Origin of the sequence: Pseudarthrobacter sp. NPDC058119 (assembly GCF_042884655.1) — a bacterium.
In the GTDB taxonomy this organism is placed as follows: domain Bacteria; phylum Actinomycetota; class Actinomycetes; order Actinomycetales; family Micrococcaceae; genus Arthrobacter.
The window spans coordinates 1-12,490 of record NZ_JBHVTN010000005.1 but is presented as its reverse complement, the minus strand read 5'-3'; the positions used below and the strand labels follow the sequence as shown (position 1 = coordinate 12,490).

Annotated in this window: 15 protein-coding genes and 1 riboswitch; of the genes, 4 read left to right on the top strand and 11 right to left on the bottom strand. The window is 67.1% G+C overall.

Going from position 1 to position 12,490, the window contains the following annotated elements:
- Positions 1 to 25: 25 nt before the first annotated feature.
- A complete protein-coding gene (locus ACFVTD_RS11790) occupies positions 26 to 349 on the bottom strand; it encodes an MTH1187 family thiamine-binding protein (RefSeq protein ID WP_387562742.1) in 324 nt (107 codons plus the stop codon).
- Positions 350 to 472: 123 nt separating this feature from the next.
- Here ACFVTD_RS11790 and ACFVTD_RS11785 point away from each other — a divergent pair, with 123 nt between their 5' ends.
- Entirely contained in the window at positions 473 to 1,129 is a 657-nt protein-coding gene (locus tag ACFVTD_RS11785; RefSeq protein ID WP_387562739.1) for a TetR/AcrR family transcriptional regulator, read from the top strand.
- Positions 1,130 to 1,301: 172 nt separating this feature from the next.
- The gene (locus tag ACFVTD_RS11780; protein WP_387562736.1) at positions 1,302 to 1,526 is read left to right on the top strand and encodes a hypothetical protein; all 225 of its coding nucleotides are present in this window, start codon (positions 1,302 to 1,304) and stop codon (positions 1,524 to 1,526) included.
- Positions 1,527 to 1,557: 31 nt separating this feature from the next.
- Here the strand turns inward: ACFVTD_RS11780 and ACFVTD_RS11775 are convergent, their stop codons facing one another.
- The 7 genes from ACFVTD_RS11775 to ACFVTD_RS11745 form a co-directional block, all read right to left on the bottom strand.
- Positions 1,558 to 1,941, bottom strand: a complete 384-nt coding sequence (locus ACFVTD_RS11775; RefSeq protein WP_387562733.1) for a hypothetical protein — start codon at positions 1,939 to 1,941, stop codon at positions 1,558 to 1,560.
- A gap of 83 nt (positions 1,942 to 2,024) precedes the next feature.
- Positions 2,025 to 2,162 (bottom strand): hypothetical protein, encoded by a 138-nt coding sequence (locus tag ACFVTD_RS11770; protein WP_387562730.1) that lies wholly within the window; start codon positions 2,160 to 2,162, stop codon positions 2,025 to 2,027.
- 236 nt (positions 2,163 to 2,398) lie between these two features.
- Entirely contained in the window at positions 2,399 to 2,710 is a 312-nt protein-coding gene (locus ACFVTD_RS11765) for an AzlD domain-containing protein (RefSeq protein WP_387562727.1), read from the bottom strand.
- The gene (locus ACFVTD_RS11760) at positions 2,707 to 3,447 is read right to left on the bottom strand and encodes an AzlC family ABC transporter permease (RefSeq protein ID WP_387562724.1); all 741 of its coding nucleotides are present in this window, start codon (positions 3,445 to 3,447) and stop codon (positions 2,707 to 2,709) included. Before ACFVTD_RS11760 ends, ACFVTD_RS11765 begins: the two co-directional genes overlap by 4 nt.
- Entirely contained in the window at positions 3,444 to 3,878 is a 435-nt protein-coding gene (locus ACFVTD_RS11755) for a hypothetical protein (protein WP_387563584.1), read from the bottom strand. Before ACFVTD_RS11755 ends, ACFVTD_RS11760 begins: the two co-directional genes overlap by 4 nt.
- A 250-nt stretch (positions 3,879 to 4,128) precedes the next feature.
- Positions 4,129 to 5,499 carry a CoA transferase gene (locus tag ACFVTD_RS11750; protein WP_387562721.1) on the bottom strand — a complete coding sequence of 457 codons (1,371 nt, stop codon included), beginning with the start codon at positions 5,497 to 5,499 and terminating at the stop codon, positions 4,129 to 4,131.
- 7 nt (positions 5,500 to 5,506) lie between these two features.
- The gene (locus ACFVTD_RS11745; RefSeq protein ID WP_387562718.1) at positions 5,507 to 6,406 is read right to left on the bottom strand and encodes a glycerophosphodiester phosphodiesterase; all 900 of its coding nucleotides are present in this window, start codon (positions 6,404 to 6,406) and stop codon (positions 5,507 to 5,509) included.
- A 49-nt stretch (positions 6,407 to 6,455) separates the two neighbouring features.
- On the opposite strand from ACFVTD_RS11745, the gene ACFVTD_RS11740 reads away from it, so the two are divergent.
- Both ACFVTD_RS11740 and ACFVTD_RS11735 read left to right on the top strand, forming a co-directional pair.
- On the top strand, positions 6,456 to 7,817 hold the full coding sequence (locus tag ACFVTD_RS11740; RefSeq protein ID WP_387562715.1) for a DUF445 domain-containing protein: 1,362 nt from the start codon (positions 6,456 to 6,458) through the stop codon (positions 7,815 to 7,817).
- 249 nt (positions 7,818 to 8,066) lie between these two features.
- Positions 8,067 to 9,677 carry an HNH endonuclease gene (locus ACFVTD_RS11735; RefSeq protein ID WP_387562712.1) on the top strand — a complete coding sequence of 537 codons (1,611 nt, stop codon included), beginning with the start codon at positions 8,067 to 8,069 and terminating at the stop codon, positions 9,675 to 9,677.
- Between the two features lie 57 nt (positions 9,678 to 9,734).
- Here the strand turns inward: ACFVTD_RS11735 and ACFVTD_RS11730 are convergent, their stop codons facing one another.
- From ACFVTD_RS11730 to ACFVTD_RS11720, 3 genes are all read right to left on the bottom strand, one after another.
- Complete coding sequence (locus ACFVTD_RS11730; protein ID WP_387562709.1) at positions 9,735 to 10,484, bottom strand: LamB/YcsF family protein; 750 nt, start codon at positions 10,482 to 10,484, stop codon at positions 9,735 to 9,737.
- Positions 10,468 to 11,271: a hypothetical protein gene (locus ACFVTD_RS11725; RefSeq protein WP_387562706.1), complete on the bottom strand. Its 804-nt coding sequence runs from the start codon at positions 11,269 to 11,271 to the stop codon at positions 10,468 to 10,470. Before ACFVTD_RS11725 ends, ACFVTD_RS11730 begins: the two co-directional genes overlap by 17 nt.
- Positions 11,272 to 11,393: 122 nt before the next feature.
- Positions 11,394 to 12,230, bottom strand: a complete 837-nt coding sequence (locus ACFVTD_RS11720; RefSeq protein WP_387562703.1) for a methylenetetrahydrofolate reductase — start codon at positions 12,228 to 12,230, stop codon at positions 11,394 to 11,396.
- 153 nt (positions 12,231 to 12,383) lie between these two features.
- A riboswitch (glycine riboswitch) is annotated at positions 12,384 to 12,483 on the bottom strand.
- Between the last annotated feature and the right edge of the window lie 7 nt (positions 12,484 to 12,490).

The window sequence follows — 12,490 nt, the reverse complement described above, 5'->3', positions numbered from 1 at the left end:
GACAATCCGGCCCCTTGAAAAACGGTTAGGGCTCCTGTGCCAGCGCGTCTTCCAGGCGGTCGACCTTCGCCGTCAGCTCGCCACTGTAGCCGGGCCTGATGTCTGCCTTGATCACCAGCGAAACGCGGCTTCCGTAGCGTCCCACGGCTTCGGTGGCGCGCTTGACCACGTCGAACACTTCGTCCCATTCGCCTTCAATGGTGGTGAACATGGAGTCGGTTTTGTTGGGCAGCCCGGACTCGCGGACGATCTTCACTGCGGCCGCAACGGCATCGTGCACTGACGCGTCGTTGGGCCTGGAGCCCTCAGAGGGGACGCCTGACGGGGCAACTGAAAATGCAAGCAACATGCTCCCCAGTCTCGCACGCGGCAGCGGGCGGCCACATGGCGGGGCACCGGCCGGCTGCGTCACATAAGCGGCTACCCCGAAGTAACCATGGTGGCGGCAGGCTCCGTTGCTACCCTTTTTGGCATGAGCCTCGCAGTCGCCCGAAAGCCCCTCCGCGCAGACGCAGCGCGGAACGTGGATAAGATCATCACTGCGGCGCGCCAGTGCTTCCGCGAGTTCGGCCCGGAGGTGCCGCTCCAGACCATCGCGACTACCGCCGGCGTTGGCCCGGCAACCCTGTTCCGAAATTTCGCTGACAAGGAGGAACTGGTGCTGGCGGCGCTCAACCGGCAGCTCCGGCTGACCGTTGATCCCGTCATGGACGGCGCCCTTGCCGATATCGATGCTGCCGCAGGGATGTTGCGCGTCCTCGAAGCCCTGATGGCCGCAGCAAGCGACGACGCCAACCTGCTGTGTGCGGTGGCGGGCCGGCGCGAGCTCCTCACCGGGATCACGGGCTCGCTGATGGAGTCCATGGGAGTGCTGCTGGTCCGCGGGCAGGGCCAGGGGAGCCTGCGGCCGGATATTTCGATGACGGATATGTTCCGGCTGCTGGCCATGCTGATCGGTGTGGTGGACACCATGGAACCGGGTTCCGACGCCTGGCGCAGGCCGCTTGCGCTGGTGGAGGATGCCATCCGCACAGTCCGGCCCACGCGCCCGCTTCCGGTGTTCGTGCCCGTCCCCGCCGCACCTGGTTTCACCACCACGCAGGGCCAGCCCGGCGCCCGGGCCGAATAGCCTGCCGGAGCAAGCATGCCGGCCGGGACCGCCGGCTACGAGCGGGGTCCATTGTTACCAGGAGGTACGTGCAATAGACTCGAAGGTGGGGTTAGGCAGCCAGCCTCGGCACTTCCATGTTGGAGCGACCCATGCACTTCGCGCCTGGCCCCCAAGCAACGGCTGCACTGCAATGAACCATTCGAAGCTTCTCCACTACCTCACTGATCCCCTCGGACCGGAAGAAGTCCTGCCCGGGCTCACGACGGCGGAGCTGGTGGAGCTCCTTGACGCGCTGTACCAAAACCTCGATACCTCCGAGCCGGAATTTGGCGCCCAGGTCTGGTACGAAATGGGCGTGGAGGAATGCGGCCGCAGGTCTGTCTCCCCTGACGGTGCGGCCCACGGGGTAGCCTAGCTACCCGCTCATTCCGATTCCCTTCGCAGGGTCAGGCTTTGTCCGCACCGTTTTCGTCGGCCGGGCTGTCCCCGGCGTGGGATTCACTGGCATGCCCAGCGTCCGCGTGACCATGCTCGGCGTGGCCGTGACCCTGGTAGCCGTGGCCGGGGTGCTCGTGGAATTCGTTGGGAACGTGCTCCTTGGCTTCCATCAGGTGCTGCTGGAGCTTCTCTTCGGCATCCCGCCGCCGCCTGGCGGTATCCCGCAGCTCGCGCGTTGATTCCGAGCCACGGGGGTCCAGGTAGTTGGCCCGGGATTTTGCGGGCTGTTCTGCGGCCGGCGCCCCGGCGCCTTGCTCTCCCCTGGCGTTCCTGCCGGTATCTTCGGTACCCTGGCCGCCCTGCGGCTCAACCGGCCGTGACTGTTCGTCCATCTCGAATCCTCCTTTGGTGGCCGCCTGGGTGTGGGCTGCCTCTCTTCCAGTGCATCACAGATGGCTGCCGGAATGTTGGGCCACTAGGCCTGGGCTGTGTCTGCCCGCCTGCGGTTTTCCTCCCGCAGCAGGGCCTGCAGGGCAGGAACGGGCGACGACGGATCCACGTCGAGTGCCGCCCGCAGCCGTTGGGAGAGAATTTCCAGTTCCTCTTCCGGCACGTCCGAAAGTCCGGAAAAGCGCCTGAAGAACCGTTTGGCGGGAAGGCCCGCCCGCCGTCGGGCGTTCTTTTGGCGGAGCCTGCCCGCCAAGCCACCCGCTGAGTGCAGCTGATTTTCCATGGTTGCCGTTCGATAAGGAATTCCATGGCCAACTGCATAAGCCGCTTTCATACTACAACCGGCACCTGCGCAAAAATGTGACCCGGGTTACCCTGCCTTGGCGGGGATTTACCGGATCAGTTCCACCCCAGCATCCGCAGCAGCGCCGCCGTGCCCGCTCCGGCGATCACTACCACCAGGAATGGAGCCCGCAGTACCAGGGCGATTGCGGCCGCGGCCAACGCTCCCAGCCTGGCATCCGCGGCAAGCCCCTGTCCCGACACCACGGCGTTCACCACCGTCAGCGAGGCGAGCAGGCCGATCGTCATGGTTCCCGCAATGCGTGAGGTGCGCGGGTCCTCAAGGAGTTTGGCGGGGACGAGGTAGCCCACCAGTTTCCAGGCATAGGCGAGCAGGCAGGCGATGAGCAGCCAGATCCACAACGTCACGCCCCCTCCTCCGGGTGATGGCCGTGGCGGTGTTCGGCGTAGGGTTCGACGTCGGGCTCAAGGCCTTCGTCGCGCCGCCCGTGGCTGAACCAGCCCACCACCGCGGCGACGACGGCGGCCACCAGGATGGGCACGCCCGCCGGGACAAAGGGAACGGCAACCACCGTAGCCACGGCACAAACCACGGCGATGGCTATCGGCTCGCGTCCTTTGAGCCGGGGCCAGAGCAGCGCCAGGAAGGCTGCGACGGCTGCCCCGTCAAGGCCCCACTGCTTGGGGTCGCCCAACCCGCTGCCGGCCAGCGCGCCCACTGCCGTGAAGAGGTTCCAGAGCACGTAGACCCCAACACCCGCTGTCCAGAAGCCGCGGCGCTGTTCGGCCGGGTCCGTCTGGCCCGTGCTGGTGGCCGTGGACTCGTCGATGGTCAGTTGCGCCCCGATGTACTTGCGCCAGCCGGTGGGCCGGAGCAGCGCGTTCAGCTGCATGCCGTAGATGCCGTTGCGCATGCCCAGGAGGGTCGCCGCGCTCATTGCCGCGACGCCGGAACCGCCCCCTGCCACCACCCCGATGAACGCGAATTGGGAGCCGCCGCTGAAGAGGAGCAGGCTCAACGCCATGGTCTGCCAGAAGGTGAGCCCGGACGTTACCGCCAGCGCGCCGAACGAGATGCCGTAAAGACCGGTGGCAATGCTGATGGAGATGCCCACCTTCACCGCCGGCGAAGCCAGCAGCTTCACCCCCGGCCTCCCGGCTTGCCCGCGGGCCCGGCGGCTCTTCGCAGCCTCCACGCCCACAGGATCAGCGGCCCCTGGAGGGGAAGCCGCACGGCATGGATCTTCCGTCGCCGGGGAGTGCCCTGCGGCCCATACGCCCTCAAGAGGGCGTCCACATGCCCGGCAAGGAATGCCGTGAACATGGCAGTGAGGGCAGTGGCCGTGGGCTTTCGGGTGGGTGGGAGCAGGATTCCGACGGCGGCGGCGAGCTCCAGCAGGCCGCTCAGGGCGATCCATTCGTCTCTGGAGAGGACGGCCCACGGATGCTGGGGTGTGCCGTTGCGGGGTTCGCCGGGCGCCGGGTCCTGCCGGCACAGGTATTCGGGAACGACGTCACGGTAGAAACCTGGGTCCCGGAAATGCTTGCCGGCGCTGGCCAGGAGGAGGGCTCCCATGGCCGCTGCGGACACGTGCCGCAGGGCCGGCCCTTGGATGAAATGGGACGGAGCGGACCAGCCCTCAGCAGCGGTGCGGGACCTGGGAAAAGACATGGAACCACTCAACCACAGCCAAAGCACGGCGCAGAAACCGGCGTCCAAGGGCCGGCGGCAGGGGCACACCGGTGTCGGCGTCGCGGCGAGGGTGGGCACCGCGGGCGGCAGGGGCACACCGGTGTCGGCGTCACTGCTCTGCCCCTGCGTGGTTTCACAGCCACGCGGGCCGCGAGCTCCCATACGGTGGCGGCGGTGACGGGAAATCCAGGGGATGTCCCGCGTCAAGCAGGGGCGGGCCCACGTAGCGAAGTTCCCCATAGCTGCTGGCCACGGACCGGTGTTCGGGGGCTTGAAGTTCAGCAGGGCTTTCCGTGCTGGTTGGGTTATCCGGGCCGCCCGCGTTTTGCGTACCGGTCAGGGAAAACAGCGCCTCCGCAGTGCGGGCCAGCGACAGGTGCGCGGCACCGCCCAGCCCGGTCCGAAGGCGCGCAGCCAGAAGGCGGACGGCGGCCGCGGCCACCCCGTAGCCTGTGGCGTGGTCCAGCGCCTGGACCGGCAGCGCACCCGGGCGCCACCCGCCGTCGTCCTCCAATCCGTAGGCGTGGGCGATTCCGCAGGCGGCCTGGACAATACTGTCGAAGCCGCGCAGGCTGCTCCAGGGTCCCGCGCTTCCCCAGCTGTCCAAGGTGACCACCACCAGTTCCGGCCTTGCTGCCAGCAGCTCCGCGGGGTTGAGTCCAAACCGGTCCAGGGCACCGTGCCGGTAGCCGCTGACCACGGCATCCGCCCTGGCCAGCAGCTGCTGGAGGTCCTTCCGGTTTGCCGCCGCCCCCAGGTCGAGTACTGCGCTGCGCTTGCCGAACGCCGTGTCCACGAACTGGTCCTGGATCTCGGGAAAGGCGGCCGGGTCGATCCGCAGGACGTCTGCCCCGAGCGCGGCCAGCAGCCGGGTAGCGACCGGACCGGCGATGACCCGCGTCAGGTCCAGGACCCGCACCCCGGCCAGCGGCAGGTCCCTGGCGCCGTGTCCCGCGCCGGAACCGGCGCCTGTTGCCGCGGCAGCGTCCTGCAGTCCGAAGCCACTGGTAGTGCCGTCCGGATACTCCACCGCGATCCATGGTCCCGAGCCGGCCGCCCGCCCCATTTCCGTTGCGAGCCATTCACCGCGGGTCCGAACGGCTCCGGCAATCCCTCCCTGTTCCTGGATGGCGGCCTCGGCGTCCAGCGCGGCCATGGAGCGGAGTTTCCTGTCCACATCCGCCGCAGTGCTGGCAGACAGCGCGCGCAGGAGCCGCTGTTCGTGGTGCGGATAGTTTGCGTGCAGCCGGATCCAGCCGTCGGCGGTCTGCCGGAAGCCGGACAGGGGCGCGAAACCCTGCGGCTTGCGCCCCGCAATCCGCAGGTGGCCGAAGGAATCGAAAGCGGGCGCGGTGAGTTCGGGTGTGGTGCTGAAGCGGCCGGGCGTTCCTGAGAACACGTTCAGCGCCTGGGCCGCGGCTTCCACCGACTGCAGCGCCAGCCCTTCGACGTCGAGCTTCCCCGCCCACCACCGGGGCGCGGAGGGTATGCCGGGGGTACCCATGTCCGCGCTACTTTCCCTGCGGTGCGGGCACGTGGAGCTGTTCGAGGACACGCGCCGGCACGTTGGAGGTGATCTCCTGGATGCCCAGTTCCCGGCAGAGCGAGACGTCCTCAGGGGAGTCCACGGTCCACACCCTGAAGCGGCGGCCGGAGTCCAGCCAGCGGCGGACTGTCCCGGGGCGTTCACGGACGTATTCGATGCCGGGGCCGGCCATGCCCACCTCGCAGTCGTCCAGGATCCGTTCGCCCTCCAGCTGGGTGGCTTTCATCAGGTTCGCGATGGCGCCCCCGGTAATCGGCCCAACCCCCAATCCGCCACGGATCTCATGGATGGTGAGGTCGTCCACCAGCTGGCAAATGTACTGCGGCGGTACCGAGAGGAGCAGGTGCCGGACTGAGTCCGGGCTGAAACTCATGAACGTCACGGCCACGTTGTCCACGGTTGAGCTCTGCGGTTCCCAGCCCTCGCTGCGCAGAACCTCCAGGACCCGGTCCTCCAGTTTGAGCTGGTAGGGGCTGGGATGTTTGAGCTCTATGGCCAGCTTCACGGGCCGGCCCGCGCCGCGAAGGATGTCCAGCAGTTCCGTTAGGGTCAGGAGCTGTTCGGAGCGCGCCCCGAACGCTTCAGGAATGCGGACGCCCTTCCAGGACGAGAAATCCAGCTGGCGCAGCTCCTCCAGTGTCCGTTCGGCCACCGGTCCTGTTCCGTCCGAGGTGCGGTCAAGGTTGGCGTCGTGGAGCAGGACCACGTGCTGGTCGCGCGTCAGGTGGACGTCGCACTCAACTCCGTCGGCGCCGTCGGCCAGGGCCTGGAGGTAGGCGGCGCGGGTGTGTTCGGCATAGGTGCCGCTGGAACCGCGGTGGGCAAAGACCAGCGGCCGCTGGGGCACTGACTCGTCAATTGTCATGGACACACGGTAGCCGACCGGCCCCCACCTTCAGGGCTAGGCTTGGCACATGCAGGTGAACTCTGAGGCAACTACTGGGCCAACCACGCAGCAACCACCCACCGAACCAGCGCGGGAGCCGCAGCCGGGCACTATGCCGGCAGGCGCCGTCGTAACCCGCCAGCTTGGCGCCGGTGACGCCGAAAAAGCGGCAGCGCTGCGGAAAATGAAGTTGCTGGCGCTGAGCCTGCTGATCGCCATGGCCGTGATTTTCGTCTTCGCGTTCGCCCTGCAGAAGGAGTATCCGTGGCTGCAGTACGTGCGTGCGGCGGCGGAGGGCGGCATGGTGGGCGCACTGGCTGACTGGTTCGCGGTGACCGCCCTGTTCAAGTACCCCATGGGCATCAAGATTCCGCACACCGCCATCATCCCGCGCCGCAAGGACCAGATCGGCGCCTCCCTGGGTGAATTCGTGGAGACCAACTTCCTCTCCGAACAGGTGGTCCAGGACAAGCTGGCCAGCGTCAACATCGCCCGCCGGGCAGGTGTTTGGCTTTCGGCACCGGGTGGGGCCGACCGGGTGGCCAAGGAGGGTGCTGCGGTGATCCGTGGCGCGTTCAAGGTTCTGAATGACGACGACGTCCAGGCCGTCATCGAGGGCATGGTCCGCAAGCACCTCCTCGCTCCGCCGTGGGGACCGCCGGTGGGCAGGCTGGCGGAGCGGGTTTTCCATGACGGGCACCACCACACGCTGGTGGACCTGCTGGTGGACCGCGCCGCGGACTGGGTGGATGACAACCACGAGACCGTCACCCGCCTGGTGTCCGACCGCTCCCCCACCTGGGTTCCGCAGTTCGTGGATGGCCTGGTGGGCGACAAGGTCTACCTCGAAATCCTCAAGTTCGTGCGGGCCGTCCAGGCCGACCCCCGCCACCAGGTGCGCCAGTCGATCGACAAGTACCTGAACGACCTCGCACAGGACCTGCAGCACGATCCGGCGATGATTGCCCGCGCGGAGGACATCAAGGCGCAGGTGCTGGGCGATCCCGAGGTGCGCGAGCTGGCGTCCCGGACCTGGGGCACCGTGAAGAACGCGCTGCTGGGTGCCGTGGACGATCCGGACAGCGAACTCACCATCAAGTTCAAGGCAGCCGTCCGCGATTTTGGGTCGCGGCTGGTGGACGATCCCGAGCTGGCCGGCAAGGTCAACGCCTGGATCGGCGACGCCGCGGGATACCTGGTCCGGACCTACCGCTCCGACATCGCCGGAGTCATCACGGATACGGTTGCGCGCTGGGATGCCGAGGAAACCTCGCAGAAGATCGAGCTCCAGGTGGGCAAGGACCTGCAGTTCATCCGCATCAACGGCACAGTGGTGGGGTCCCTGGCCGGGTTGGCGATCTTCACGGTGGCGCAGCTGATTTTCGGGTAGTCCCCTTCGGGATTTTTCGCGGCGCAGATTCCTTTTCGCTGCGGGTATGCCTTTTAGCTGCGTGCATTCCTTTTCGCTGCGCAGGTTCATTTTCGCACGGGGTATTTGGGGTGCGGGGAGGAGCCTGCGCAGCGGGAATGCGCACGACGGCGGCAGGCGGGTTAGCGGGTCAGGGCGCCGTCCGCTGCAGAGGGGCTGGCGGCCACGGCTTCCGGCCTAAATGTCAGTGGGTCGTTGGATGATGTGGGTATGGGAATCGGCGGTGGTGTTGGGGTGGTTTTGGAGGGTGTTCGTGCCTCTGTTGCTGCCCTGGATGGGCTCACTTTTGAGGACCAGAACCTGGAAGATGCTGCAATGACCGCCGTTGGTTCCGGTGTTGATGTGTTGCAGCGGCGGTATGAGATCCGGCTGGAACGGTTGGAGGTTGCGGCCCGGCTGGAGGCGCAGCTCGCCGCGGTCAAAGCACGGGATGCCGCCGAGTCGGTTGGGTTCCAGGAGGCGCTGACTCCGCCTGACGCCTCCGTTACGGACTGCACTTATGTGCGGATGTCGGTGGTGGAGGAGATCGCCGGGGTCCTGGCCATCAGCTCCGCGGCTGCGGGGGCGTTGGTGGAGCAGTCACGGCGGGTCTGTTCCCTCCCGCTGGCCTTCGAGACGCTGGCCGCCGGGGCGATGTCGTGGCAGCACGCCCGCATCGTGGCGGACGAAACCGAAGGCCTTACCCCTGAGTCCGCGGCTGCGTTGGTGGCGCACTTCTTCGACCCCGACGCACCCCACCCTGCCCGTGGCGCCGCCGCCGGTGACCTTGTTCCGTCCAGGTTCCGGGCCAAGGTCCGTGGGTGGCGGGAACGCCACCACCCGGAATCGATCGAGAAACGCCATGTAAAGGGGGTGGCTGATCGGCGGATGGAATACACCCCCGACACGGACGGCATGGCCTGGGTCTCGCTCTACCTCCCCGGGGACACCGCGTGCGCGATCTGGAACCGGACCACCGCGACCGCTCGCGGCCTCCAAGGCCCCGACGAACCCCGCACCCTCACCCAACTCCGCCCCGACATCGCCGCGTCCCTGCTCCTCGGCACTGGGAACACCACACAGACCGGGAAATTCACGGAGGTCGGGAAGGTCCCTGCCCCGCGGGCCGACGTCCTGGTCACGGTGCCGGTGTTCGCCCTCCTCGGCCTCACCGACGAACCAGCCATGCTGGATGGTTTCGGACCGATCCCGGCGTCCATGGCGCGGAGGCTGGTCGCGGACGGGGCCGACTCGTTCTACCGGGTCCTGGTCGACCCAAGGGACGGGGCACCGCTGGAGATCGGCCGGAAGAACTACCGGCTCACCGGCCCCATCAAACACTGGATCAGGCTGCGCGATGCCAAATGCACCTTCCCCGGCTGCACCAACAAGACCCCTGACAACGACACCGACCACCTCCAAGCCTGGGAACACGGCGGCACCACTGATGTCAGCAACCTGGCCCAGCTCTGCCCCAAACACCATCGACTCAAACACCACAGCCAATGGACACCCGGCCCGGCCAACAAGAATGAACCACCCGGCTGGACCTCACCCACCGGACGCCACTACAACCCAGAACAACAAGACGCAGAACCAACCCACTGGCCACAATGGCTACTGGCACTGTTCAGCGGCACCTCGGAACGGGACACCTCGACAGGCGCAACCAAGCAGGCGGACGAGCACGCAGCCGCCCCATGCCCGTGCCTGGAAGCCAGCCTCGAAAACCTCCCTCAGTGGGAACCCGACGACGAAGCATCCATAGACCCCAGCGACCTCTCCCCCGACGATCCCCTATGGGCCGAACTCCTGGCCACGCCTTTAGTGCCGTCGGGATGATGCGGGCCCTGGAGAGTACAACGGTCGGTCTCTGAGTCGTGAGCACACCTCCGCCTTCTACGCGAAAGCCTCCAGCTCCACGCCTGCGGCCTCAAGAGCAGTCCGGATGCGGGCCGCCGCCTCTACGGCTGCGGGGCTGCCGCCGGGCAGGCGAATGGAGTCCGGCTGGACCCTGACCACCGAACCGTCAACGGCCACCACTTCGCCTCTGGTAGCCAGCCGCACGGCCCGCTCAACGATCGCGTCGACGTCGTTCAGCATGGCGTCTTCCCTCGACAGCGGCACCAAAGTGCCGTCAGCGAAGTAGGCACGGTCGGCGTAGGCCTCGGTGAACACAGGGTGGCCGGCCTCCTTGACCTGCTTCAACAGCTCCGAGCCGGGGAATCCCAAAATAGGCAGGCCGGGATCGTAGGCGTTCACGGCCGCAACGAGCGCGGAAGCCTGCTCGGCGTCGTGGATCAGCGTGTCATACAGCGCACCGTGCGGTTTCACGTAGTCCACCGAAGCGCCCACGGCATGCGCGACGCCGTCGAGCGCGCCCAGCTGGTACAGCACGTCGCCGAAAAGCTCATCAAAGCTCATGTCCAGCGAGCGCCGGCCGAACCCGGCCAAATCGCGGTAGCCGAGGTGCGCACCCACGGTGACGTCCAGTTCGTAAGCGGCCCGGCAGGTGTCCAGCATGGTGACGGGATCGCCCGCGTGGAGGCCGCAGGCTACGTTGGCGCTTGTGGCCAGCTGGAACATCGCCGGATCGCCTCCCGCGGTCCAGGAACCGAATGATTGGCCTATGTCAGCGTTGAGATCCAAGGGTGTTGCCTTCCAGGGTCAGGTTGTCCGCCCCGGCAGCCGCGGTCAGCTCCCCGGGGATGGTGTCCGGCATGGGTCCGAACGCCTCCCTGGCGTTCTTGGCCACTGCACGGCCCATCACGAGGTTACCGGCTCCGCCCACAACCGCCCCTATGCCGAACGGGAGGGCCCGTCCGAACAGGGCGGTGCCCTGCCGCTTGAGAAGGTTCTTGAGGAAGGCGTTCTGGATCCGCTTCCGGACGCTGCCGAAGCCCGGGATCGAAGACCTGGACAACACGTTTCCCCAAACGTCCGCAGGCTTTGCTCCGCCGGCTGCCTGTCCACTCAGCGTTCCCAGCAGGGCGGTTCCCTCCTCGCCCAGCATGATGGCCATGACCATGGTGCCGGCCTTCTCAGGGTTGGTGAGGCGAATGCCGTGGAGCTCCGCCAGCGACGTCGCGTAGAGGGCTGTCGCCTCCAGGAAGCCAACGGTCGCGGCCGCGGAAAGTCCCAGCGACGCGACGGTGCCCACACCCGGGACGACGGCGGTGGCGCCCACGAGGGCTCCCCCGCCGGCTACCGCCCGCAGGTAGTCGCGCTCCGCGATGTCTGCCAGTTGCGCTGCGGTGGCCCGCGGATGCTTCTTCTGGAGCCGGCGGATATAGGCAACCACCAAGGGCCGTTGGACCTGCACTGCCTTCAGGAGCATGTTGTGGACGCCGGGCTTGGGCTTGCCGTCTGCATCGAACATTGCGTTGTGGGCGGTTTCCTGTGCGATTCGTACTGCGGGATTGCTGCGCCTGGCCATGGTCACCTTCATTCAAATCGACCTGCAGCGGGTGGGCTGCCGTGCTTATCCATCCTATGTGGACAAACACTAAGCATGCTGAACTTTTCGCCCGGCACGTGGTTCGCCCAGGCCGCTCGTCCTTAGCTGCGGGCACCCGCCAGGTTGTTGAACGTGTACAGATGGACGCCCTTCACCGCCCCGGCGGCTTCCAGCTCCGCAAGGATCGCCTGCGGCGAGTAGAGGCCGTCCTTGAGCAGGCGGCGGCCAAGCGGGCCCCTGCGATTCAGGAATTTGAGGGACGGGCCCACACCGATTTTCAGTGCGGCACGAATGAGCTGCGCCCGTGGAACGGCGCCGGCAACTCCGGCCCAGACGGGCAGCCGCACCCCTTCGCGATGGAGCGTTTCGGCGTACCACTGGATGCGGGGCGCTGAGAAGCACAGCTGGGTCACCACGGAGGATGCCAGATGCTGCTTTTCCAGCAGCGCATCCAGCATGTGCAGTTCGCTGTGGCCGGGATGGCCTTCCGGGTAACCTGCCACGCCTGCCCGGATGGTGCCGCCGGACAGCTCTGCGAGGTCCTCCAGCAGCGGAAGGCTGCTGTCGTAGGGGCCGGCCGGCTGCCCTGCGTCACCGCCGACGGCGAACACTTCGGTGATCCCGGCATCGTGGCAGTTCCGGACCACACCGGCCAGCTGCCCACGGCTTTCGATGCTCCGCGCGGCCAGGTGCGGGACAACTTCGAAGCCGAGGTAAGCAAGCTCGATGGCTGTCCGGATGGTCGGCCCCACACCTTGGCGCGGCAGGCAGGTCACCGTCAGGGCCGTGCCTGCGGGTGCGTGCGCCTGGACGAGCGCGGCCACGTCCTCGGTGGGATTGACCTGCATCCGGACTGGCAACGCGGCCCCGGAACCGGAGGCCTGTCCTTCCGCGGGGATCGGTGCAGCGGCTGGTGCCATCAGGGATTGAATCGTCATGAGGAACTCCAGGTTTGGCCGGCCACGGGTGGCTCGGCATGGATCGGGTCCCTCCCCGCTCTGTATTGGACCTGAGAGATTCCGCAAACCCAGCCAGGGCCTGCTTGCACCGTCGGTGAGTGCCGCCTCAGCAGCACTGCTTTCCAGAGTCGCCTCGCCGTGACGGTACATGGGCCTGAGAGATTCCTGGGGAGGATTTGCTCCTACGGCGCCTGCCCGGTGATGGCCGGGAGAACTCTCCCGCCACAGCTCGAAAGGCT

Coding starts and splice junctions, on each gene's coding strand:
- ACFVTD_RS11755 (WP_387563584.1), bottom strand. CDS start 3,878: ATGGGAGCCCTCCTCCTGGCCAGCGCCGGCAAGCATTTCCGGGACCCA.
- ACFVTD_RS11735 (WP_387562712.1), top strand. CDS start 8,067: ATGGGAATCGGCGGTGGTGTTGGGGTGGTTTTGGAGGGTGTTCGTGCC.
- ACFVTD_RS11775 (WP_387562733.1), bottom strand. CDS start 1,941: ATGGACGAACAGTCACGGCCGGTTGAGCCGCAGGGCGGCCAGGGTACC.
- ACFVTD_RS11785 (WP_387562739.1), top strand. CDS start 473: ATGAGCCTCGCAGTCGCCCGAAAGCCCCTCCGCGCAGACGCAGCGCGG.
- ACFVTD_RS11725 (WP_387562706.1), bottom strand. CDS start 11,271: ATGGCCAGGCGCAGCAATCCCGCAGTACGAATCGCACAGGAAACCGCC.
- ACFVTD_RS11750 (WP_387562721.1), bottom strand. CDS start 5,499: ATGGGTACCCCCGGCATACCCTCCGCGCCCCGGTGGTGGGCGGGGAAG.
- ACFVTD_RS11780 (WP_387562736.1), top strand. CDS start 1,302: ATGAACCATTCGAAGCTTCTCCACTACCTCACTGATCCCCTCGGACCG.
- ACFVTD_RS11745 (WP_387562718.1), bottom strand. CDS start 6,406: ATGACAATTGACGAGTCAGTGCCCCAGCGGCCGCTGGTCTTTGCCCAC.
- ACFVTD_RS11740 (WP_387562715.1), top strand. CDS start 6,456: ATGCAGGTGAACTCTGAGGCAACTACTGGGCCAACCACGCAGCAACCA.
- ACFVTD_RS11720 (WP_387562703.1), bottom strand. CDS start 12,230: ATGACGATTCAATCCCTGATGGCACCAGCCGCTGCACCGATCCCCGCG.
- ACFVTD_RS11790 (WP_387562742.1), bottom strand. CDS start 349: ATGTTGCTTGCATTTTCAGTTGCCCCGTCAGGCGTCCCCTCTGAGGGC.